The sequence below is a fragment of the Sorangium sp. So ce406 genome (assembly GCF_051474675.1).
GTDB lineage: Bacteria > Myxococcota_A > Polyangia > Polyangiales > Polyangiaceae > Sorangium > Sorangium cellulosum_G.
In genome coordinates this window covers 8,661,881-8,685,278 of the sequence record NZ_CP150340.1, presented here as the reverse complement: position 1 = coordinate 8,685,278, position 23,398 = coordinate 8,661,881, and the positions used below count along the sequence as shown (strand labels likewise).

Here is a 23,398-nt window from a genome sequence, read left to right as displayed (position 1 = left end):
GTCGAGCCTGGGCGGAGCTCGATCGGCCGCGCGCCGCGCGCCGCGAGGGCGCGGTTCAGCTCCGGAGGCCCGGCGCCTCGTGCCCGCTCTGGGCCACGTACTCCAGGTATCCGCCGCCATAGATGCGCGGCCCGTCGGGCATGAGCTCGAGGACGCGGTTCGACAGCGCCGCGAGGAAGCGGCGATCGTGCGAGACGAACAGCATGGTGCCCTCGAACGACGCGAGCGCCTCGACGAGCATCTCCTTGGTGGCCATGTCGAGGTGGTTGGTGGGCTCGTCGAGCACGAGGAAGTTCGGCGGGTCGTAGAGCATGATCGCGAGCACGAGCCGGGCCTTCTCGCCGCCCGAGAGGATGCGACACGGCTTGTCGATGTCGTCGCCGGAGAAGCCGAATGCGCCGGCGAGCGTGCGGAGCGAGCCGATCGAGGCCTGGGGGAAGCTCGCGACGATCGACTCCCAGACCGAGCGGGTCGGGTCGAGCAGCTCCATCGCGTGCTGCGCGAAATACCCGAGCTTGACGCTCGCGCCGACGCTCACCGCGCCCGCGTCCGGCGCGGCCGCCCCCGCGATGAGCTTGAGCAGGGTGGATTTGCCGGCGCCGTTCACGCCCATGACGCACCAGCGCTCCCGGCGGCGGATCAGCAGATCGAGCCCGTCGTAGATGGGCCGCCCGCCGTACGTCTTCTTGACCCCCTCGAGGCGCGCCACGTCGTCGCCAGAGCGCGGGGCGGGCTTGAACTCGAAGCGGATCGTCCTCCTGCGCTTCGGCGGCTCGACCTTGTCGATCTTCTCGAGCTTCTTCACGCGCGACTGGACCTGCGCCGCCTTGGCGGCCTGGGCCTTGAAGCGCTCGATGAAGCGCATCTCCTTGGCGAGCATCGCCTGCTGGCGCTCGTACTGCGCCTCGGCCTGCTGCTCGTTGATGGCGCGCTGCTGCTCGTAGAACTCGTAGTTGCCGGAGTAGGTGGTGAGCTCGCCGCCGTCGATCTCGATGATCTTGGTGACGATGCGGTTCATGAACTCGCGGTCGTGGGAGGTCATGACGAGCGCCCCTGGATACTGCTTCAGGTAGCCTTCGAGCCAGATGATCGACTCGATGTCGAGGTGGTTGGTCGGCTCGTCGAGCAGGAGGGCGTCAGGCCTCATGAGGAGGATGCGCGCGAGGGCGACGCGCATCTTCCACCCGCCCGAGAGGTTGCCCACGTCGTCGTCCATCACGGCCTGGCTGAAGCCGAGGCCGGCGAGGATCTCGCGCGCCCTCGCGTCGAGCGCGTAGCCGCCGAGCTCCTCGTAGCGGGCCTGCGCCTGCCCGAAGCGCTCGATGAGGCTCTCCATTTCATCCATGCGCTCGGGGTCGGCGAGGGCGGCCTCGAGCTCGCGGAGCTCGGCGGCGACGACGGAGACGGGGCCGGCGCCGTCCATGGTCTCGGCGACGGCGCTCCTGCCCTTCATCTCGCCGACATCCTGGCTGAAGTAGCCGATGGTGACGCCGCGGTCGATCGCGACCTGGCCGCCGTCGGGCGCCTCCTCCTTGGTGATCATGCGGAAGATCGTGGTCTTGCCCGAGCCGTTGGGCCCCACCAGGCCGACCTTCTCGCCGCGGTTCACCGCCGCGGAGGCCTCGAGGAAGAGGATCTGCTTACCGTGCTGCTTGCTGATGGAATCGAGGCGGATCACGAGGGGGCGCTGCCGCTTGAGGCGGCTCCTTTCCGCGCACGTATACCAGACGCCCCGCCACGCGCCGCGGCATTTCGTCCGCCGCGGGCGGCCGTCGCGGCGCGCTGGCGACCCGTATCGATCCGGGCTTTTCTCGCCCGCGCATCGAGGTCTTTGCTCTGGAGAGCTCGCTTTTCTCCCTCGCGATGGAGAATCGCCCCTGCGATGGCCCTCGGTTTGTGGCGACGTCGGCGCCTCTCCCGCATTTCCATCGGAGGCCGGCGGTTCGACCGGCCCACCGGCAGAGAGCGCACCATGGTTGTGAGCGGCACAACCGGCGCGGCGGGCGCCTGACCGAGCGCCGCGCGGAGCGAATGGGAGAAGAAATTTGAACCACAGAGGCACAGAGGGCACAGAGGGAGAGAAGAAGAGGGGAGAAGAGTGAAAGAGAGGATGAGAATTTTATTTTCTCTCTTCCTCTGTGCCCTCTGTGCCTCTGTGGTTCGATTCTCTTCTTCTCTATCTCCGTCGATGAGCCGCTTGCTCTTTGCCGGCGGCGGGGGCAGAAGGCCGGTATGAGCAAGGTTCAGATCCTGTCGTATGCAGGCTGCAGCACCTGCAAGAAGGCGCTGAAGTGGCTCGGCGAGCGCGGCGTCGACGTCGCCGTGCGGCCGATCGTCGATGAGCCGCCGACGGCCGAGGAGCTCGCCAGGTGGGTGCCGGCGAGCGGGCTCCCGGTGCGCCGGTGGCTCAACACGAGCGGGCAGAGCTACCGCGCGCTCGGCAAGGCGCGGGTGGACGCCGCGAGCGACGAGGAGGTCGCGCGGTGGCTCACCGAGGACGGGAAGCTCGTCAAGCGGCCCGTGCTGGTGAAGGGAAACGAGGTGCTGGTCGGCTTTCGCGAGGACGACTACGCCGCGCTGTTCGGCTGACGCTCCAGGGGCGTCAGGGCAGGCTGCCTTCTATAGACAGGCGCGGTGGGGGCGCCTCAGGGCGCCGAGGTGAAGCGGCCCGTACGGACCTGGCTCAGCTCGAACGAGCTCTCCGGGTCGAAGTTGTTGTCCGTCGTGCCCTTGCGCGTGCGGCTGACCACGACGTCCACATCGCAGCTCTTGGGATCCTGCGAGCGGGTCGACTCCAGCTCGCCGGCGGCGACGGTGTAGGTCCCCGGGTCGCCCCCCACGTCGATCCGCACCGGGAAGATGCAGTCGCCGTCCACGTGGATCACCATGTCGTCCCCCGACCCGCTCGGCGACCACGCGATCGTGATCTCCTCGTCGCGCGGGACCGGCTCCCTGGGCAGCTCCTCGAGGTCGAACGGGTCGGGGAGCGTCCCGGCGTTGCCCGTCGCGTCGTCGTCGTCCTCGCGGTTGAGCGCCACCGTGAACTCGGTGTCTCCGGCGCCGACGTCGAAGTCGGCCGCATAGACCCCGGTGCCCTGGGCCGTCATCTCGACCTCCTCGCCGTCCGCCGCCGCCGAGATCCGGTCTCCGCCGCTCAGGATGACGTACGTGTTGCTCTCGTCGCCGCCGACCCGGAGCGTCGCCTTCAGGCTCGTCGACGACGCGCTCTCGGCGGTCGCCTCCAGGGTCGCCGAGATGCCCCCGGTGCGGATCTGCTTCGAGTCGAGCGTCTCCGTGCAGCCCGCGAGCAGGCCAGTCGCCGCGAGCCCGAACATCGCCATCGTGGTCTTCGTGATCATGAGTTGCCTTTCCTTCGTCACCGCGTCCCCGCCCGGGCGTGTCGACCTGTAGTTTTTTATTGGTACTACAATTCGCCGCGCTCCCCTGCGGATCGCACGATTTCGACGAGCCAGGCGCGCTGGCGAGCTCACCAGTGGCCGCGCACCGCGACGCCGCCGCCGGTCGGCGTCGCGAGCAGCGACCAGCGCAGCGCGCCGACCTGACCGACCTGCGGGCGAGGCGGGGGCGGCTCCGTCAGGAAGAGCAGCAGCGCCGCGCCGGCGAGCACGCCGCCGGCGCCGAAGCCGATCGTGCTCGCCAGCCCGAGGTCCTTCGCGCGGTCGCCGGCCGCCTTCCCGACGGCGGTGCAGGCCGCCACGCCGGGCTGACCGGGGACGTCGTCGCACTCGTCGTCCGCCAGGCTGCTCTCGTTGATCGCCATCCACCCCGTCACCGACCCGAAGATCAGCGCGCTCGCGGCGAGCCCGCCCGCCACGTAGGTCACGACGCGCCGGCCGCTCGGCCCCGCGTCCGGCGGCGGCGGCGCGGGGCGGGCCCCCGGCGGCACGACGGCCTGAGCGCCCGGACCCTGCGGCTTCACGGGCGGCGGTGCCTCGGCGGGGAGCTTCACCTCGAGCTCGATGGTCTTGGACTCCGACCTGTCGATCGTGAACCGCACCTCGTGCTCGGGCCCGCCCGGCGCCCTCGTCGTCACGACGTGCTCTCCCGGGTTGACGGGGAGCGCGATGCCGAGGGACGGCTCCCCGAGGGTGATTCCGTCGCGCTGCACGACCGTGCCCTGGGGCGCGTCGCGCGGCAGCGACAGCGTGAGTTGGGGCACGAGCGGCGCGAGCGCGTCGCGCTGCTCGACCGCGACGTCGTAGCGCTCGCGCTGCTGCAGCTTCTCGGCCTCCGACATGCGGGAATACAGCGCCAGAAAATCGTTGTAGCGCGCGACCGCGGTGGCGATGCGCCCCCACAGCGCCTCGCACTCGGCGAGCGTGAACAGCCGCCCTGGGCGAGGATCGAGCCGATGACTCTCGCTGAGGGCAGGGCAGCCTGTCGCATACCGGCCCGCCAGCATGTCCGCGAGACCGCGGTTGAACAGCGACTCGGCCACCGCGACGGCGTCGGGTTGCGCGTTGGCGGGAGCGGCGATAGCCATGCTCAGCAAGCCGCCGAATAGGGGCCCAGACCAGACGAGGCGCATCGGTTGACGCATGAGATATCATCCCTGGTATCCCCCCAGGGAAGAAAGTCATCGCGCCGCTGCCGGTGCATCGCGCCGCCGCCGATGCGCCGGCCCGCCGCGCAGGCCGATGCATCGGCCCGCCGCCAGGCCGCGGGATCAGTCCGCCGAGTAGAGCGACTCCCGGGGCCTGGCCGACGAGGAGGCGGACGGCTGCGCGGACGGCGCGGGCCTGGCGCTGGCCGACGGCGCCGCGCTGGCCGACGGCGCCGCGCGGGGCGGCGGCGTCGAGGACCTCGCGCTGGCGGACGCTGCTGCGGGGGCGGGCCTCCGGTCGCCACCCTCGTGCGGCGCGGAGGCGCTCGCCGCAGGCGTCGCGGGCGCCACGAGCTCGAGCGCTCCGGCCGTCTCGGAGGCCGTCGGGAGCGCGGGGACCGGCGCGATGAAGGACGGCGTCGAGGTCGGCGGCGAGGGCGGCGGCGAGAGCGCCGGCCGGGCCGCCTGCGCGCGCTCCGCGCCGCCGGGGGCGGCGGGCGCGCCCCCGCGCAGCGACGCGACAGCGATGGCGCCTCCGCCGATCAGGGCGAGCGCCGCGAACGCGAGCGTGGAGCGGCTCCGCGGCTTCGCGGCCTGGACCCTGGTCTCCACGCCCGTGTTGGAGGACTGGGCGGCCACCGGCACCGAGGAGGACGCCGCCGCCGGCACCGAGGAGGGCGGGGCCCCCTGGCTCCCGCGCGGGAGCGGCGTGTCCACCGCGGAGAGGCGCGACGACCTCATCGGCGGGGACACGATGTCGAAGACATCGGCGAGCGCCTCGACCGCGGCCGATGCGGTCGAGAAGCGCGCCTCGGGGTCGCGCGCCGTGGCCTTCGCGAACCACGGATCGAAGGCCGGGGGCAGCTTCACCCCGTCGGCCTCCGCGCGCGCACACGCGGGCTCCTGCGGGCCGTGCATCGCGATCACCGCGAACGCGAGGCTGTTGCTGAACTCCCGCATATCGTTCAGCCAGTACGCCTTGCCGACCAGGAGCGTGTACGCGATCTGGCCGAACGCGAAGAGATCGACGGCCTTCGTGATCGACTCGCCGCTGAACTGCTCAGGCGCCATGTAGAGCGGCGTCCCGAGGGCCGCGGTCGTCGCCGAGTCGACCGCGGTCTCGGCGACGAGCTTGGCAATGCCGAAATCGAGCACCTTGATGCGGAGCTCGTCGTCGTCGTCGCTCGCCGCGAGGAAGAGGTTCGCCGGCTTGAGATCGCGGTGGACGACCCCGGCGGCGTGCGTCTTGTCGAGGGCGATCGCCGTCTGGCGCAGGTAGGTGACCGTCTCCTCCGGCGACAGGCGGCCGGCGCGGCGGACGCGCTTGCTGAGCTCCTCGCCGCGGAGCAGCTCCATGACGAGGAACGGCATGCCGGTCTCCCCGTCGATGCCGGCGTCGAACACCTCGACGATGTGCTCGGTCGCGATGCGCGCGGCGACGCGCGCCTCGAGCTTGAACCGGGCATGGAACTCGGGGTTCTCGGCGAGGTGCGGGTGCATCACCTTGAGCGCCCGCCGGCGCTCCGTCTCGACGTGGACGACCTCGTAGATCGCGCCCATCGCGCCGGTCGCGACGCTGCGCACGACGCGGTACCTGCCCGCGAACAGCCTCCCTTCGACGAAGCTCAGCGACATGGGTCCACCGCGTCGAACGAGCTTACACCATGAGGTCCCACGCCTGCACTCGGGAACTGGTTGTGGTCCGCCCCCCTACAGCGATCGCCAGGTAGGGCCCAGGGAACGACGGCGTGGTGATCATTTCGTCATGACGGTCTCGTTGACGCTTGCCGGCGGCATCTCGATGCCGCGATCCCGGATCTCGGGCTGACGTTCCCTGACAGGCTCGAGATCGGCGTCATCGAGATGTTCGCCATGCCGTTCAATCACGGTGAGCGGGAAGCGTCCACTATCTGGATCGACCCCGGCCATTCGCGCCGCTGGACGCGGCGCGCGCCGCGTCCAGCGGCGGGCCCTCGTCAGAGCACGAGCACCGCGAGCAGCCGGGGCCCGTGGAACAGGTCGAACCCGCCGATATCGATCTTGCGGCCGATCGTGTAGGTCGTCTCGTCGCCGCGCCTCGTCGCATGGATGCCGGACACGATCCCCTGGCCGACCGCCTCGACGTTGTAGGACAGCTCGGTGAGCAGCCGGAGCCGGCTGAGGTACGAGGTCAGCCGGAGCCGGAGGCCCACGGACAGGTTGCCGGAGAACGCGATCATCGTCGCCTCGTCGACCTCGCGCTCGCCGCCGGGGACCGAGGGGTCCCCCGAGAAGGCGTAGCGCACCGGGCCGGCGCCGCCGTACAGGCCGATGTCGCCGAACGGCGCGAGGCGCGGCCACTCGCCGTTGCCCATCCGCAGGCTGAAGCCGCCCTGGTAGAACCGCGACGTCACGCTCTGGGCTGGGCTCTGCCGCTCGAAGAGGTAGATATCGCCCTTGCCCGGCTCCCGCTCGCGGAGCTCGTAGAAGATGCGCGGGAGCTTGTAATCCATGTACCGGAAGCCGGCGAGCAGCTCCTCGAGATAGAGATCGTCCGCCGCCTCGGGGAAGAGCTTCGTCACGTCGAAGCCGACGTCGATCTGGCGGACGAGGAGCTGAAACGGCGCGCTGGCGACGACGCCGGCGTCGCGCCCGGTCGCCGGGTCGACGGCGATCTCGGCCACGTCGCCCGAGGTGAACCGCGCGACCTTGAGGCTCGTGCGGAGGCCGACGAGGTCGGCGCCGATGTCGAAGACGTCGCTCGCGAGGCCGTTCAGGCCGATCAGCTTGCCGAGCGAGCTGTCGTAGCGGATGTCGCCCCCCGACGAGAACAGCCGGTCGGTCTTGAACCCGGCGTTGAGGCGCGCGGCGTCGCGCACGTGCTCGAAGTCGTACGTGATCATCGCCCGGCCGCCGACCATGAACACGGGGTCGACGTCGTAGGCGAGCCGCCGCGTCCTGCCCCGGTAATCGTTGATGCCGCCGGACGAGTTCGGGCTCGCGATCTGGTGGAAGAAGAGGAGCTCGACGTCGCCCTTCAGCCGGAGGTGGACGGCGTCGAGGCTGATCGCCCTGCCCTGATCGAGCAGGCTCTCCTGCATCTCGAAGCCCGCGGTGTCCTCGAGCGGCGTCCGCGCCGGCACGGAGAGCGCCTCGGCGCAGGCGGAGAGCGCCTCGCGCTGCTCCTCGAGCACCCGGGAGAGCGCCTCGGCGCGCGCCACGGCGGCCGCGTAGCCGGGCTCGCCGCGCGCGACGCGCCGGGCCTGCTTCACCACGTAAGGCGCCACGGCGAGCGCCTCGACGTGCATGCGCAGGAGGAACGACACGGCGCGGAGCGCGTCGCGCGCGATCGTCGCGGCGGGCTCGTGCCCCGCGCTCGCCGCGCGGAGCGCGACCGCGGCCGCCGCGATGTCGCGCTGCGCTCCGGCGAGCGCCCGGCGCCGCGCGGCGGCCCGCGCGCGCGGCGCCGCAATCTCGGGCGTGTCCGGGGCGCCGAGGGGCCTGCCGGCCGAGAGCCGCGCGACGGTCCGCTCCTCGGCCGCGAGCGCCCTCGCGTGCTCCGCGAGCGCCTCCCACGCGGCGGGCAGGCCGCTCGCCGCGCTCGCGCCGGCCGCGCCGGCCGCGCCGCGAGCGTCCGACGCCGACGCCGGCGCCGCGAGCGCGGCGAGCGCGTCGAAGAGCCGCGCGAACGCGGGCGGCGACGGCCGGGGCGCCCTCGCGCGGGCGAGCGCCTCGTCGAGCTTCGCGCGGTAGAGCTTGGCGAGCGGGACCTCGTGCTCGCCGTCGTACGGGGGCGCCTCCTCGAAGCGCTCGCGGAGCCGCTCGCCCTCCTCGTCGTCGAGGCGGAGCGCGGCGATCCACGCGTCGCCCGAGGAGTAAGGGGTGTGCGCGAGGACCTCGTCGGCCAGGGCGGCCGCTCGCTCCAGATCGGCCGCGCGATCGTCGATGATCGCGCGGCGGGCGTCCTCGTTCGCGAAGGCGCGCGCGGCGCGGACGTTGTACGCGGGGGGGACGCAGGCCGAGGACGAGGCCGCGGCGAGGAGCAGGAGGCCTACGAGCGCCGGGCCCGGTCGCACGGGCGAGAGCGTACCATGGCGCCCGAGCGCGGCTCCACAGCGGCCGCGGCGGCGCGGCGGCGGGCGAGAGGCGCGCGGCGGCGGGCGGGACAGGCGCGCCGGCCGGTCGCGACGGCGCTGGACGCCGCGCCGCTGGCCTGCTCAGAATGCGCGGCCGTGGCTGCCAGCCGACCCAAAGATCGACGGCGCGCGGGACGATGCCTTGCTGAGCCGGCCGATCCGCACAACAGAGCGGTCGCTGACGGAGCATGAGCAATGTGTGAAGGAGAAGAACTGGGATGAATGATGCCACATCCAGCTGCGACATCGGCATGATCGGGCTGGCCGTCATGGGCGAGAACGTCGCGCTCAACATGGCCGACCACGGGTTCAAGGTGGCCGTGTTCAACCGCACGGTGCAGGTCGCGAAGGACTTCGTCGCCCGCAACCCGAGCACCCCCGGCGGCCTTGTCTACTGCGAGACGCTGAAGGACTTCGTCCGCGCCCTGAAGAAGCCGCGCAAGGCGGTGATCCTGGTCAAGGCCGGTCCGCCGGTGGACATGGTGGTCAAGCAGCTCCTCGAGGCGGGGATCGAGCCGGACGACATCGTCGTCGATCTGGGCAACTCGCTCTGGACCGACACCATCCGGCGCGAGAAGGAGTACGCGTCGCAGTGCAAGTTCTTCGGCTCCGGCGTCTCCGGCGGCGAGGTCGGGGCCCGCTTCGGCCCCTCGCTGATGCCCGGCGGCGACCCCGAGTCCTGGCAGCACCTGGAGCCGATCTGGCGCGCGATCGCCGCCAAGGTCGACCCCCAGACCGGCAGGCCGCTCGAGGGCGCGACCGCCGGCAAGCCGGTGGAGGGCGGCGTGCCCTGCACGGCGTACATCGGGCCGAACGGCGCGGGCCACTACGTGAAGATGGTCCACAACGGCATCGAGTACATCGACATGCAGCTCATCTGCGAGGCGTACACGCTCCTCGACGGGCTGCTCGGGATGTCGAAGGACGAGATGTCGCGCGTCTTCTCCGAGTGGAACAGCGGCGATCTCGACTCGTACCTCATCCAGATCACCGCCGACATCCTCCAGCAGAAGGACCCTGTCCAGAAGGACAAGCCGTTCGTCGATTTCGTCCTCGACACGGCGGGTCAGAAGGGCACCGGCAAGTGGACGAGCAGCAACGCCCTCGACATGGGCATTCCTGCGAACGCGATCGCCGAGGCGGTGTTCGCGCGCTGCCTGTCGGCGCTGAAGGACGAGCGCGTCGAGGCCTCGAAGCAGCTCACGGGCCCGACCCCGACCCCGGTCCAGGACCGCCAGGGCACGATCACCGCGATCCGCGACGCGCTGTATTGCTCGAAGATCTGCGCTTACGCGCAGGGGTTCCAGCTCATGGCCGCGGCGCAGGCCGAGTACGACTGGAAGCTCGATTTCGGCACGATCGCGAGCATCTGGCGCGGCGGCTGCATCATCCGCGCCCGGTTCCTCCAGAAGATCACCGAGGCGTACACGCGCAATCCCGGGCTGACGAACCTCCTGCTCGATCCGTACTTCAACGAGCAGATCAAGAACGGTCAGTCCAACTGGCGCAAGGTGGTCTCGATCGCCGCGCAGAACGGCGTCTGGGCGCCGGCGTTCATGTCCGCCCTCTCGTACTACGACGGCTACCGCGCCGCCCACCTGCCGGCGAACCTGCTGCAGGCGCAGCGCGACTACTTCGGCGCGCACACCTACGAGCGCACGGACCAGCCGCGCGGCAAGTTCTTCCACCTCGACTGGCCGCACCCCTCCCGTCCCCAGCTCGACATCAAGGGCACCGGCGGCGGGCACTGATCCTCGCCAGACTCCCCTCCTGAGCTCGCAGACCTGAGCAGGGCCACCCGGGCCGCACGGCCCCCGGAGCCCTGCTCAGGTCAGGCTGATCCGCGGCCGCAGGTTGCGCTCCCGCAGGAACGGCTCGAGGTCGTCCACGACGTCGAGCTGCACGCCCGCCAGGCTCATCGCCGCCGCGATCGTCTGGATGCCCATGCGCCCCAGCTTGTTCATCTCCGGGGGCGGCCGGACCACGATGTGCTCGATCCGCTCGCGCACGCTGAGCCCCCACTGGGTCAGGATCACGCGCGCCTCGGTCTCGTACCGCACCATGAGCGCCATGTCGTAGAGGAAGTAAGCCCGCTCCCCGGGGCGCATCACCCCCACGAGCTTCTGGTACGCGTCGACCGAGATGAACCGCGCGATGTCGCCCGTCGCCGCCGTCTCCCGCAGGAGCTGCACGAGCATCCCGGCCGGCTGCGTGATCCACACGCCGACGCTCCCGCTGTCATCGACCAGGTGCGGCTGCCTTCGGAACGCGAGCTTGCGGTTCGACGGGAGCATCTCTCTAACGACAATAGCCATTCTGGCTACCAGGGCCCGCCCGCGACAACCGGCGGCGCACGACCGGATCGGCCAGGCCGCAGCCCGCTGCTGTTTCGCACCTCACCGGCCAGCCCCTCCCATGTCGCCCACGCTGCGCCATCGTGGTCGCAAACGGCGGATACGGCCAGAAATGTGTGATCCCTCCGATCGCGAGGCGCCCGGGTCGTATCCCGGATCGCATCGAGCGGGCCCGAGTGGGCGCGCTGCGCGCCTCGACAGGGGCTCCGGGAGCGCGAGATCTCGGGAAGATCGCTGGGTCCTCGACGGCGCGCCCGCCGGGCGCCCTCCGCGCCGCGCGGGGGGGCGACGCGCCGGCGATCAGGCGAACAGCGCGGCGCAGGCCGAGCCGATCAGGTTGACGTGCTCGAGCCGCGCGATCCGGGGCTCGACGCGCGAGCCGACGAGGGCGCGGAGCGTCTCCTGCACCCGCGGCGCATAGCGCGGGTCGCCCCAGAAGAGGCTCCCCTCCGCGAGGATGCCGACCCCAGGGGGCGTGTCGAGCACGTCCACGACCGCCGCGAGCGCCGCCGCCACGAGGTCGGCGGAGCGCTGGAGGAGCTCGCCGGCGACCCGCCGCGCGTCGCCCGCGCCGTCGTCGCGGAGCCGCACGAGATCCGCAGAGCTCGCGAGGGGGGCGTGGTCCGGGCACAGCCGCGCGAAGAGCCGCGGCAGGTAGGCCCCGGACACCGCCTTCTCGAAGCGCTGGGCCCCGGGGTTCTCGGAGGCCGCGTCGACCTCCGCGTCGAACGGCTGGAGGTGCGGCGGGTTGAAGTTGCCGTTCTCGAGGTTGACCGCCATCGGGGCGACGAAGTGCCCGGTCTTGAGCTTCGGGATCCGGCCGGCAGGGAGGAACGTGGCCATGTTCGTGCCCGTCCCCACGATGAGCCCGATGAACGCCGCGGGCTGCGCCCCGCCGTGCGCGAAGGCACCCCCGAGCAGGCTCGCCACCGTGTCGTTCAGCACCCGGACCGGGCCGGGCCGGAGCTTCCGCGCGGCGAGCGCCCGGCCGAGCCGCTCGCCCACGTTGGTGCCCGCGACCCCCGCGACCTGGACACCCTTGGTCCAGCGGAGCAGCCGCGCGTCGAGCGACGGCAGCGTCTCCGACGGATACGAGAAGCAATAGCCCACCGGCAAGCCGTGCACGGGGCCGAGGCGCTCGACCAGCTCCGCCTGGACATCGAAGAAGGCGTCGCCCGTGATCTCCGGCCCGCCCGGGAACTTCGCCGGCTCGGGCCCGGCCACGAGGCGCGACACGCCGCCCGGCGCGAGCTCCACGATCGCAGCGCGGAGGTTCGTGCCGCCGGCGTCGACCACCACGGCGCGCCCGGTCATCCCGTCCGGCGGGGGCGCGAGGTAGGCAGGGAGCGCGGCGATCTCGGTGCCCGGCGTCGAGAGGCCGAAGACGGTGCGCGCCGCGAGGGTGCGGCGGATGTCCTGGAGCTCGGAGAGCGAGAGCTTCATCGGGGGAATGCTTACCCTCTGGCTTCAGAGAAGGAAATAACTTTGCACGTCGCGTCGCGAGCGTGCTTGATGAAGGCCCCGCTCGGACGGCAGCGCGCCAGCGCCTGGCCGCCGGCGGTTGCGCTCCGCGTCACCTCGAGGAGGTGGCCGAAGAGCGGTTGTCGTCCACACCGAAGACGACAGGATAGACAACGCTGGCGACGCCCTTGTTGTCCGCGGGGGAGGGGAATCGGAGGCCGCGGAAGACGTCGAGCACGCAGTCGACGACCTTGTCGTCGCGGAGCGGCGGGGCGGGCGAGGACGGCGCGGCCGCGCCGGGCGAGGGGAGCGCGATCAGCAGGGGCGCGTCCGCGGGCGGTCGGTCGGCGTCTCCCGCGTACGTCACCTTGCCCTGGCCGTCGACGACGAGGTGCACGGGTATGCGCCCTTCGAGCTTGGGATTCTTGCGAAGGCCCTTTTCGTAGCAGGCGCGCATGGCGCCGAAGTTCTCCTGGACGACGCGCCGCACGACGTGGGGCGGGATGTGGGCTTTGCCCTTGATCGGCTCATACGGGTTGCTCTTGCAACGGCCGACGATGCTCCGCACCACCTTCGCGTCCTTGTCGAGCTCCCGCTCCAGCCCGGCGCGCGCGGAGCCCGCCTTCTTCAGGTTGGGCTTGTTGAGGATGAGCGATGCCCGCAGCTTGCGGATCGCGGTGCTGGTCCGGGCGAAGCTCTCCCGGATGTGCCTGGCCTCGCGGGCGAGGTCGGGGTCGGCGAGGCGGACCGCGGGCGCGCCGGCCCAGAGGTCGAGCCGATCCGCGATCCGCAGCAGCACCTCGGGCGGCGTGCTCAGGTCGGACTCCCGGAGCACCTCGATCATCCGTGAGGCCTTCTGCACCTCGGGCCCGAGCGCCTTGCAATCGGCCTCGGTCGAGCGCCCGCCGCGCTTCTTCTCGGGCGAGGCGGCAGGGGCGCGCTCCTTCGAGGGGGCGGGGACCGGCGCGCGCGCCTTCGAGGGCTCGGGCGCGCCGTCGCGGGCGAGCCGGCTCCCGGGCGAGCGCAGCGCGGCCCGCTCCTTCTCTGCGAGCGACGGGAGGGCGAGCTCGTCGGGCGCGGGCAGCGCGAGCGCCTCGGGCGAGGGCAGGGTGAGCCCCAGCAAGGCATGAACTCCGACGAGGACGAGCAACGCGCTTCGCATCGGTTCCTCCGACGTGGGTCCGACGTACGGTCCGCCGATTTGATACAGTACACCGGTCCGGACAACGGCTGCAGGCGAAACCGGTGGAATCCTTCAGGAAGGTGGGACACCCGGGGCCGGGGGACGGCGACCCTGCGAGGCCGCCCCGGCATGCGCGGCTCAGTACGGCGAGGAGGGCGGCCGGTCCACCTGGTCCGCCTTGTCGGCGTCCGCCGCCGGGGACTTCGACGAGGTGGCGATGAGCTCCCGGATGCTCCGCTCGAGCTGCTCTATCCGGATCGGCTTGCTCAGGAACATCGAGTTCTCCACCTGACGGAGGCTCTCCCGGATGGCCGGATCCCGCGTCCCGGTGAGCAGGATGATCGGGAGGTCGGCGCGGATCTTCCGGACCATGGAGACGAGCGTCAAGCCATTGATGTCCGGCAAGTAATAGTCCGTGACCAGCACGTCGGCCTGCATGATGAGCGCGCGCTCCTCCAGGGCAGATCGGCCATTGAAGAAGCAGGTCACGTGATGCCCGTCGAGCGACAGGATGTCCTGCCACCCCTCGCACAGCTCCTCGCTGTCCTCGACGATGATGATGTTCAGGAGCATGCTGCCACCACCGCGTGAACCTGCGTGTTGACCTGCACGCCGGGCATTCGTGACGGATTAGCAGCTCACGCGACGGGCGTCGAGGGCTCCACTCCCCGCCGCCCGCCGTGCTCAGGCGTCAGCGGACTCCGAGATGCCCGCGCGGGAGGCGCCGCGCAGGGCAGAGCGCGGCTAGACGTGTATTTTGTGTAAAAATGTGGTGAAGATCGCTTCTTGGGCCGAGGGGGCGGGCCGGGGACCACCCCTCGGCGCCCCGAAGACCGATGATCGAGGACCGATGACCGCCGGCCGGATGCGACGACCGCGGCGGCGGGCGCCCGCGATCCGGCGGCCTCACGGCGTCACATGGGCTTCCGGGGCAGCTCCAGCTCGAAGCACGTATTCTTGTGATCCATCACGAGGCGCAGATCGCCGCCGTGGTGCTGCGCGATGTTGCGCGAGAGGCTGAGGCCGAGCCCGGTGCCATGCTCTTCCTTCTTGGTCGTGAAGAACGGCGTCATGATCTTCTCCGCGAGCGCGGGGTCGATCCCCTTGCCGCTGTCGATCACGCGCACGTAGACCAGGTCGTCCGACGCTCGCGCCTCGATCCGGATCCACCGCTCCCGGAGGGACGAGATGGCGTCCACCGCGTTGTTGAGCAGGTTGATGAGGATCTGCACGATCTGGACGGGATAGCAGTCGATGACGAGGTCCTCGCGCGGTAGATCGAAGCTGAGCTGGGCGCTCGCCTGCTGGAGACGGAAGCCGCTGACGCGGACGGCCTCGCGCACGAGCTCCTGGACGTTGTGAGGGCGGAGCTTCTCGGACTCCATCCTGGTGATGGACTTGAGTCCCGAGATCACGTTGGTGATGTTCTCGACCATCCCGTCGACCTCGACCGCGATCCGGGACAGGCGCTCCTTCTCGAGCTGCCCGCGCTCCGCCAGCCGCTTCAGCAGATCGGTCTTCGTCGTGATCACGTTGAGCGGCGTGTTGATCTCGTGGGAGATCCCGGCCGCGATCTCGCCGAGCGAGGCGAGCTTGCTGAACCGCGAGAGCTCCTCCTGCTGGGAGAGGATGAGCCGCTGCGCCTGGACCCGCTGGGTGACGTCGAAGATGAGGAGGATGAGGTAGCTCGGCTCCTCGCCGCCGAAGCTGATGGTCGCGGTCCTGAGCTCGATCCAGAGCTCGCCCCCCGCCTTCTCCGCCAGGTTGATGGTGAACGACGCGAGCGGGCTCTGGCGGGCGGCCTCCGAGAGCTCGCCGATGCGCGTCGACTCCGCGCCGCTCAGCACGACGTCGAGCAGCTCGTCGAGCGGCAGCCCGTGGAGATCGGGCGCGCCCCTGCCGACCTTGTCGGCGAACTCGTTCGAGGCGAAGGTCACCCGGTACTGCCCCTCGGCCGACTCGAGGATCGCGAGGCCCGCGTTCGAGGCGGAGACGACCTTCTTGAAGACCTTGAGGTGCTGCTCCTGGAGCACCCGCTCGGTGATGTCGAGCGCGATCGTGCAGACGGACTGGGCGTTGCGCCGCTCGTCGAGCAGGGGGAACTTCGACGACAGCCAGTACCGGAGCTTCCCGCCCACGTGCAGGCTCTCCTCGAGCCACATGGACGTTCGGGCCTTCAGCACCTCGAAGTCGCGCTCTCGCATGGCGCTGCCGGACTTCGGGCCGAACAGCTCCTCGTCCGTCCTCCCCAGCACCTCTTTCTCGGAGCGCCCGAGGACGTCGCAGAAGCGCTGGTTGACGTAGACGTAGGCGCCGATCGAGTCCTTCATGGTCACGAGCGCCGGCGTGTTGTCGAGGATGGCGGAGAGCCTCTCCTTGCTGACCCTGCTCTGGGTGAGCGCGTGCACGGGCTCGGTGTTGTCGACGAAGCTGAGCACGGCCCCGTCCACCTCGCCCTTCGACCCCTCGATGAGCTGGATGCACGCCTCGAAGTGCCGGTCGAGGACCTCGAGCTGGTGCCGCATCGGCCGCCGCTCCTGGAGGCTCGCGGCGACCATGTCGAGGACGGGCTCGACGCTGAGGTGGGAGAGGGCGGCGCGGATGTGCTGGCCGCGGTCGACCTCCGAGATGCGGAAGAGGTGGCGGGAGGCTGGGTTGTAGTCGGTCAGGCGGAGGTTCTTGTCGACGACGAGGAGGGGATAGGCGATCGCGTTCTGGATCGCGACGAGCCGCTGGTTGAGCGTCATCAGCTCGGACGACTTGACGTTGATCTCCTGGTTCAGCGTCGTGAGCTCCTCGTTCGCCGACTGGAGCTCCTCGTTCGTGGTCTCCAGCTCCTCGTTCGTGGACTGGAGCTCCTCGTTGGACGACTGGAGCTCCTCGTTGAGGGCCTGGAGCTCCTCGCTCGCGGTGTCGTGCTCCTCGATGACGGTCTGGACGTGCTCCCGCGCCGCCGCGAGCTCCTGCTCGAGCCGCCGGACCTGCTCCTCCGGCGCGAGGCGGGAGCTGCCCGCGGGCGTCTTGGGGGGGCGGGGCGGGTCGTACGGCGCGTGGTTGAAGCAGACGATGAACTCGCTCTGGCCGTCGGAGGAGAGCGGGACGACCGTGAGCTGGATCCTCCGCTCCTCGCGATCGACGACGAACGTGTGCCGCTGGTCCCCCCGCGCGGCGTGGCCCGACCGCTGGGCCCGCTGCAGCAGCGCGGTGACCTCGAGCGCCACGTCGGACGGGAGCAGCTTCTGGATCGTGACGGTGGGCTCGCCTTTCGGGAAGTGCAGGTACCGGTTGGCGCTCCCGAAGACGTGCCGCACCCGGTGGTCGTCGCCGATCAGGACCGAGTCCGGGGCGAAGCCGTTCACCATGGAGGTGAAGAGATCCTGGGCCGTGGTGGACTGGCGATCCTTCGTGATGAGCGCGCTCTCGCGGTTGAACTCCTGCCTCGAGTACGAGCGCGGGAGATCGCCCTTCTTCGCGGACCGGACGAAGATCTTCGCGTTCTTGTCCGTGAGCTCGAACAGGTCGCCCACCGTCGTCGCCGACTCGGACTTGCCGAGGAACAGGGCACCCTGGGTGTCCATCGCGAAGTGGAACGTCCTCAGCGTGTGCTCCTGCAGGTGGGAGTTGAAGTAGATGAGGACGTTGCGGCACGAGACGAGATCCAGCTTGAGGAACGGCGGATCCTGGGCGACGTCGTGGCGCGCGAAGACGATCGCGTCGCGGACGTAGTCCTTCACCTTGAACCACTGGTCCTGCTCGTCGAAGTACCTGGACCGGAGCCGCGGGGGGATGTCGGCGACCGACGCCTTCTGATAGAGCCCCTTGCGCGCGACGGACATGGCCTGTTCGTCGATGTCCGTCGCGAAGATCTGGACGTTGAGCTGCTTGTTCGCCTTCGCGAGCGCCTCGAAGATGAGGATGGCGATCGAATAGGCCTCCTCGCCCGTGGCGCAGCCGACGACCCAGGCGCGGAGGCTGTCGCCGGTTCGCTTCTGGTCGATGCGCTCCGCGACGGCGGCCGCCAGGGACTTGAACGACGGCTCATCGCGGAAGAAGGACGTGACCGAGATCAGGATGTCCTGAAAGAGGAGCCTGCCCTCCTCGGGGCGCACGCGGAGGTAGTCGGCGTAGGCCTCGATCGACTCGCAGCGCGTGGCGATGACGCGCCGCTCGATCCGCCGGCGGACGGTGGACTGCTTGTACTGGGCGAAGTTGACCCGGCTCGCCTTCTCCAGGAAGGAGAGGATGCTGTGGTACGGGTCCTGCTGGGTCAAGCTGAGCTGCCGGAGCGAGGCGTCCGGCTGATCGGGGCGTTTGGCGAGCTCGTTGAACTTGCTGAGCTGATTGGCCATCTCGTCGAGGCCGAGCTCGAGGTCGACGGCGCCTGTCTGCTTGGCGGCGCGCGGCATGCCGTCGTACTTGGCCGACTCGGGGGTCTGGCAGATGGTGACGCCGCCCGCGGTCTTGATGGCGCGGACGCCCTGCGCGCCGTCCGACCCCGTGCCAGAGAGGACGACGCCGATGGCGTTCTCGCCGTAGTGCTCGGCGATCGACTTGAAGAACAGGTCGACCGAGGGCTTCGGGCCGACCTTGGTCTCGGGGCGCCGCAGGAGGAGGGCGCGGCCGTCGGCGACCACATTCGCGTTGGGCGGGGTCACATAGACGGTGTTCGCGCAGAGGTCCTCGCCCTCGGAGACCTCTTTGACGTTCAGCGACGTGGAGTGGCTGATGATCTCGACCAGGCGGCTGCGGTGCTGCGGGGCGAGGTGCTGGACGATGACGAGGCTCATCCGGTCGGCGCTCTTGAGGCCGCCAATCAGGATCCGGAGCGCCTCGAGGCCACCCGCGGAGGAGCCGATCCCGACGACGTAGGAAGGGGGCGCCGGGGCGACCGGCGCGCGACGCGCAGGCGCACCGGCGCCCTCGGCGGCGGGGACGAGCGAGCGGGCATCCAGATCCGGTGCGACCTGCGCCGTCGCCGGTTTCTTCTTCCTGCTGGATGGCCGCCTGGCGCGGCTGCTGTTCTTCGTTCTCATGGACAACAGGGCGCGGGCGGAGGGGCCGAGAGAATAACGGACGCGCGCGTAGGGAGCCATCCGATACCACGCTGCGCGCGGCGGTGCAGGGGCTCCGTCGACGTGGGCGCCGCGGTGCGCCCGCCCAGGATCGCGGCGGCGGCGCGCAGGGGCTGCCGCGCGGGCCGGGGATCGTGCAGGATGCAGGGCGCCTTACGCGGAGGGACGCGAGAGGCGGTCGAGAGTGTGCAAGGTGAGCAAGCGCGAAAAGAACGGCCGCAGCGTGGGCGGGAAGGACGATCACGGCAAGGGCGGGGGCGAGCTCGCGGAGGCGGCGCGCGCGCTCGAGCGCGAGCTCCTCCGCTTCGAGGAGCTCGCGGAGTCGGCGCGGAAGATGTCGCTCGACACGCGCAAGGGCATCGAGCGCGCGGCGAAGTCGACGACCGAGGCCGCGGAGGCGCAGCAGCGCGTGAGCGTGGCGCTCGGGTCGCTGATCGCGGCGATCGCGGCGGCGCGGGATCGCCACGAGGCGACGGCGACGGCGCTGGCGGCGCGCGGCGAGGAGATCAAGCGGCGCGCAGAGCAGCTCGGGGGGCTGTTCCAGCGGTTCGCGGCGCTCGCCGAGGAGGGGCGGGGGATCAACCTGCTGGTGCAGGAGACCGCGACGCGCCAGCGCGACGCGACGACGCCGGAGCAGATCGGCGAGGTGGTGACGGCCATGGACGAGGTGGAAGTGCGCATGGGGCGGCTCGCGGACGAGGCGCGCGAGCTGGTTCAGGCGGCCACGGCGGCGGGGATCGCGGATCTGGCAGAGCAGGCGGAGGGGATGCGGCAGCAGGTGACCGCCATGCGGAACAAGGTGGGGCTCCTGCGAAAGGGGATGATCGCGCGGCTGTCCGGGGGGACGGGGGACAACTAGTTCCGCTCGCCAGGATTCCGGCCAGGAATGAGGAGAGATTTCAACGCAAAGGCGCCAAGGCGCAAAGACGCAAAAAGGCATGAAATGATTGATTTTTTGCGTCTTTGCGTCTTTGCGTCTTTGCGTTGAATCTCTCTTCTCGCGAGGCAGATCCCTGGCAGGATTTCTGCCCGGCGGACCTGGGGAGATCGCGGGACGGGACAGCCAGACCCCCGACGAAAGGGCCTACCGTGGTTTCGTGATGGGCCGAGAGGAGCTGTTTGAAGGCTCCCGGAGGGGGCTATCCGCCGGAGGGGGCGCGACAGAGGGTGAAGTAATGATCGAGGGACTTCTCGCCCTTGTACGCGGCGCCGATCGAGACGTGCTGCGAGACGCGGCGCATGAAGTCGCGCGTTCCGTCGTAAACGAAGGATTGGAGGCCCTTGCTGTTCGGGACGACCGGAGGCCAGCCGTCAGGCACGGGGCCGTCCGGGACCTGGAAGTAGTCGATCACGATCGCGCCGCGCTCCTGCCACGCAGGATTGCCGGCGGTCGGGAGCGCGACGAAGAACCCCGGGCCAACCCAGGAACGCGTGACACCCTCGTTGTAACCAAAGAGACGCGCGCTGCCGTCCTCGGGGAGAGCAAAACGCTTCTCGAAGAAACGGAAGGGAGAGGGGAGAGGAAGGCTGTTCCGACCCTTGTGATGGACGCCTACACGAGGCGGAGTGCCGTCCGGGACGAAGAAGTCGAGCGTGAGCGAGGGGGCCTGGCTCGCGGCGACGTAGAGCGCGCGCTGATCGGCGCGGCTCGTGGTCGAAAGGGCCTGGAGGCGCTCGTCGTGCGTCAACCCGTCGAGATGTTCGGCGAGGCGAGCGAGGGGGGCGCCCTGGCGAAGAAGGTGGATGAGCTCCGACATGGGGAGGCGAGCATAGCAGCGCTCGGGTCCGGCGCAGGTGGCCAGACGCGCCGCGAAGGGCCCGGCGAGGTGGGCTGTCGCGAGCGCCTCAGTAGCAGCCGTCGGGAGAGCGCAGCAGCGAGAGGGGGAGCTCGGTCAGGTCGGCGCCCTCGACGGCCGCGGCGAAGCGGTCGAACGCGCCCGCGTCACCGACGGTCAGCGCGAACGCGGCGCAGACGGCGGAGGGGTGGACGGAGCGGGCGGCGCGCGAGCGGAGCACCCGGATCAGGGCCTCGAGCGCCGCCTCGTTGCCAGCGGCCGTGGGCGCCGCAGAGGACAGCACGGCGCGGAGATCGGCGTTGAGGACGTCGGCGACGTCGGTCTCGCCGAGCACGCGGACGAAGAGGGCGCGCCACGCGGGGAGGGCGGCGGGGTCGAGGCCCTCCAGGTAGGCCGCGAGGTGCCGGATCGCGAGCACGCGCGCGCGCACCGAGCTGGCGGCGAGCGCGACCTGCCCCCACGCGCCGAGCGCCCGCTCGGGCGGCAGCCGGAACTTGGACAGGAACTGGAGCCGCGCGTCGGAGACCTCGCCCGACACGAGCCCGGCCTCGAGCGCGGTCCAGTCGTCGGCGAACAGCGCCTCGGGCGAGACGACCGCGCCGCACGCGGCGTAGCTGTCGACGTAGTCGAGCCCGTAACTGTAGGGCGCCGCGGCGAGCACGCCGGTGAGCACGCTCGTCCACGCGTCGCGGTCCTTTTCGTCCAGGCCCGGCGCGCAGGCGGCGTCGCACGCGGCCGCGATCGCCACGGCCCGGGCGGCGTCGGCGTCGAGGGCCTCCACGAAGGGCTCGAACTGCTCGGGGGTGAGCCCCTCGGGCAGGCCCCCCTGCAGCGCGGCGAGCTGGTGCGCGCCGCCGACATCGAGGAAGCGCTCGACACCCCCGGGATCCGACGGGACGCGGAGCGGGGCGATGGCCGCGGCGTAGGCCGCGAGATCGCTCTCGGTGCCGAGGAAAGCCCAGTCGGGGTGGCGATCCTGCGGGTCGACGAGGAGGAGCTCGGACGGGTGGCGGGGCGCCACCTCGACGCGCTGGCCGGGCAGGAGCGCCTGCGCGCGGGTGAGGCCGTCCGGGGCCACCCACGCGAGCTCCAGGGGCGCGACGAGCGCGCCGTCGGGGTCGCGCAGCGTCACGAACGCGCCGCCGGAGGGCGCGGCCTCGACCTCGAGCGACGGGAGCGCCCTGGCCGTGACAGCGCGGCGCGCCCGGGCCGTCGCCTCCGGGCCGAGCGCGGGCGCGAAGGCGTCGAGGAACTCGTCCGTGCCGATGCTGCCGAAGCGGCGCGCCTCGAGGACGCCGCGGAGCGTCGACCAGAAGGCGTCCTCGCCGGTGAGGCTGCGGATCTGGGTGAGCAGCCAGGCCGCGCGGCCATACGGGCCGCTCGTGTACTTCTCGTCGGGCGCGAGCGACGGGTCGCGCACCGCGTCGCCGTACTGGAGGTCGATCACGTCGCCGTTCAGCGTCCCCGCGCCGCTCTCGTCCGTGTAGGCGCGGACGGCTTCCTGTTCGAGCAGCGTCGCCATGCCCTCCTTGATCCAGAGGTCGTCCCACGTCGCCACCGTGACCAGATCGCCGAACCACTGGTGCGCGAGCTCGTGCGTCGTGAGCAGGAGATCGGAGGCGAGCGCGGGCTGCGTGCTCCGCTCCTCGCGCTGGAAGCTGATCCCCGCGTGCTCGACGCCCCCCGCGGAGAAGTCCGGCAGGAGCACGAGCGCGTACTTCTCGAACGGGTACGGCACGAGCAGCTCCTCGAAGCGGCCGATCGCGCGCGAGAGCTCGCCCAGCATCGCGCCGTGATCGCCGGGGAGCCCGCGGCGGCGCCAGACCGCGATGGGCAGGTCGCCCCTCGCGCCGCGCTCGACCTCGAAGTCGCCGACAGCGAACGCCATGAGGTACGTCGGCAGCGGGTAGGCGGTCTCGTAACGGACGAGGCGGCCGGCGGCGCCGAGATCCTCGTCGCCCACGAGATCGCCGTTCGCGATCAGCGACTCGCCGGCGTCGACGCGCAGGGCGACCGAGAACACGGCGCGATCCGAGGGGGCGTTGTGGCACGGCATCCACTGCGACGCGCCGAGCGGCTCCGAGACCGTGTAGACGGCGCGCACGGCGACGGGGTCGCCGAGGCGCGCCGGCACGGCGCGGAGCGCGTCGCCGGAGAGCGCCTCGTAGTCGATCTCGATCTCGACGGGACCGCCGGCCGTCGCCTCGGGCACGCTCGAGAGGTCGATCGCGAGCGCGCCGCGCGCGAGGTCGATCGTGTGCGGGAGCGCGCCGCCGCCCTTTTGCCGCACGTCCTTCACCTCGGCCACGGCGCTGTCGAGCACGACGCTCCGCGGACCCTCGCCGGTGAACGACATCGTGAGGCCGAGCGTCGCGACGAGGCGGCTCCGCTCCCAGTCGAACTCGCCCCGCAGGTCGTAGCGCTCGACGTCGAAGGCGTCCCCCTCGAGCGGCGCCGGGCCTTCGCCCGAGCACGCCGCGGCGAGGGATCCAAGCAGCAGGCACGCCCACCGGAACGCTCCGGGGCGGTGTTTCTGGACAGTGCAGTGCATCCGGTATCCTCGGTCGAAATCGGTCGAAGAAGACATCGTCTCGCGCGGCCAGGGCCCGACGCTCGGTGCGCCCGAGCGTCGGCCGCGCCGCGCCGCGACGCATAGACGCATAAATGACCGCGGGACAGTTACAGAAACCGGGCGCGCGGCCAAGCGCGGCGCGCGCGCCGGAGACCGCGGCGAGAGGCGCGGCTCCGACGAGAGAGCGCGCCCGGTCGCTTGCGTCGCGCGCGAGGAGTCGCTTGCGTCGCGCGCGAGGAGACGCGCGCGGCGACGGGTGCGTGTCCTTGCGACCCCTGCGC

16 protein-coding genes are annotated in these 23,398 nt (G+C 71.0%); 3 read left to right on the top strand and 13 right to left on the bottom strand.

What is annotated here, in order from left to right:
• Positions 1–55: 55 nt before the first annotated feature.
• Positions 56–1,678, bottom strand: coding sequence for a ribosomal protection-like ABC-F family protein (abc-f, locus tag WME96_RS32300; RefSeq protein WP_437285431.1), 1,623 nt, complete (start codon positions 1,676–1,678; stop codon positions 56–58).
• Between the two features lie 554 nt (positions 1,679–2,232).
• Here abc-f and WME96_RS32295 point away from each other — a divergent pair.
• Positions 2,233–2,589 carry an arsenate reductase family protein gene (locus WME96_RS32295; protein ID WP_437285430.1) on the top strand — a complete coding sequence of 119 codons (357 nt, stop codon included), beginning with the start codon at positions 2,233–2,235 and terminating at the stop codon, positions 2,587–2,589.
• 56 nt (positions 2,590–2,645) lie between these two features.
• On the opposite strand, the gene WME96_RS32290 is transcribed toward WME96_RS32295, so the two are convergent.
• The 5 genes from WME96_RS32290 to WME96_RS32270 all read right to left on the bottom strand — a co-directional run bounded on the left by WME96_RS32290 (position 2,646) and on the right by WME96_RS32270 (position 8,619).
• Positions 2,646–3,359 carry a hypothetical protein gene (locus WME96_RS32290; protein ID WP_437285429.1) on the bottom strand — a complete coding sequence of 238 codons (714 nt, stop codon included), beginning with the start codon at positions 3,357–3,359 and terminating at the stop codon, positions 2,646–2,648.
• A 128-nt stretch (positions 3,360–3,487) separates the two neighbouring features.
• Complete coding sequence (locus tag WME96_RS32285) at positions 3,488–4,504, bottom strand: hypothetical protein (protein ID WP_437285428.1); 1,017 nt, start codon at positions 4,502–4,504, stop codon at positions 3,488–3,490.
• A gap of 183 nt (positions 4,505–4,687) precedes the next feature.
• Positions 4,688–6,199 carry a serine/threonine-protein kinase gene (locus tag WME96_RS32280; RefSeq protein WP_437285427.1) on the bottom strand — a complete coding sequence of 504 codons (1,512 nt, stop codon included), beginning with the start codon at positions 6,197–6,199 and terminating at the stop codon, positions 4,688–4,690.
• Between the two features lie 120 nt (positions 6,200–6,319).
• On the bottom strand, positions 6,320–6,493 hold the full coding sequence (locus WME96_RS32275) for a hypothetical protein (RefSeq protein WP_437285426.1): 174 nt from the start codon (positions 6,491–6,493) through the stop codon (positions 6,320–6,322).
• Between the two features lie 47 nt (positions 6,494–6,540).
• Positions 6,541–8,619: a hypothetical protein gene (locus WME96_RS32270; RefSeq protein WP_437285425.1), complete on the bottom strand. Its 2,079-nt coding sequence runs from the start codon at positions 8,617–8,619 to the stop codon at positions 6,541–6,543.
• Between the two features lie 278 nt (positions 8,620–8,897).
• On the opposite strand from WME96_RS32270, the gene gndA reads away from it, so the two are divergent.
• Complete coding sequence (gndA, locus tag WME96_RS32265; protein ID WP_437285424.1) at positions 8,898–10,430, top strand: NADP-dependent phosphogluconate dehydrogenase; 1,533 nt, start codon at positions 8,898–8,900, stop codon at positions 10,428–10,430.
• 75 nt (positions 10,431–10,505) lie between these two features.
• Here gndA and WME96_RS32260 read toward each other — a convergent pair whose 3' ends face one another.
• From WME96_RS32260 to WME96_RS32240, 5 genes are all read right to left on the bottom strand, one after another.
• Positions 10,506–10,994 (bottom strand): hypothetical protein, encoded by a 489-nt coding sequence (locus WME96_RS32260; protein WP_061617241.1) that lies wholly within the window; start codon positions 10,992–10,994, stop codon positions 10,506–10,508.
• A 339-nt stretch (positions 10,995–11,333) separates the two neighbouring features.
• Positions 11,334–12,476, bottom strand: coding sequence for a hexokinase family protein (locus WME96_RS32255; RefSeq protein ID WP_437285423.1), 1,143 nt, complete (start codon positions 12,474–12,476; stop codon positions 11,334–11,336).
• A gap of 130 nt (positions 12,477–12,606) precedes the next feature.
• On the bottom strand, positions 12,607–13,656 hold the full coding sequence (locus WME96_RS32250) for an AgmX/PglI C-terminal domain-containing protein (RefSeq protein ID WP_437285422.1): 1,050 nt from the start codon (positions 13,654–13,656) through the stop codon (positions 12,607–12,609).
• 159 nt (positions 13,657–13,815) lie between these two features.
• Positions 13,816–14,250, bottom strand: coding sequence for a response regulator (locus WME96_RS32245; protein ID WP_437285421.1), 435 nt, complete (start codon positions 14,248–14,250; stop codon positions 13,816–13,818).
• A 341-nt stretch (positions 14,251–14,591) separates the two neighbouring features.
• Complete coding sequence (locus WME96_RS32240; protein WP_437285420.1) at positions 14,592–18,710, bottom strand: chemotaxis protein CheB; 4,119 nt, start codon at positions 18,708–18,710, stop codon at positions 14,592–14,594.
• Between the two features lie 232 nt (positions 18,711–18,942).
• Between WME96_RS32240 and WME96_RS32235 the strand changes: the two genes are divergently transcribed.
• Positions 18,943–19,608 carry a hypothetical protein gene (locus tag WME96_RS32235; RefSeq protein ID WP_437285419.1) on the top strand — a complete coding sequence of 222 codons (666 nt, stop codon included), beginning with the start codon at positions 18,943–18,945 and terminating at the stop codon, positions 19,606–19,608.
• A gap of 280 nt (positions 19,609–19,888) precedes the next feature.
• Here the strand turns inward: WME96_RS32235 and WME96_RS32230 are convergent, their stop codons facing one another.
• Together WME96_RS32230 and WME96_RS32225 are read right to left on the bottom strand one after the other, a co-directional pair.
• The gene (locus WME96_RS32230; RefSeq protein ID WP_437285418.1) at positions 19,889–20,506 is read right to left on the bottom strand and encodes a hypothetical protein; all 618 of its coding nucleotides are present in this window, start codon (positions 20,504–20,506) and stop codon (positions 19,889–19,891) included.
• 88 nt (positions 20,507–20,594) lie between these two features.
• Positions 20,595–23,096 carry a M1 family aminopeptidase gene (locus tag WME96_RS32225; protein ID WP_437285417.1) on the bottom strand — a complete coding sequence of 834 codons (2,502 nt, stop codon included), beginning with the start codon at positions 23,094–23,096 and terminating at the stop codon, positions 20,595–20,597.
• Between the last annotated feature and the right edge of the window lie 302 nt (positions 23,097–23,398).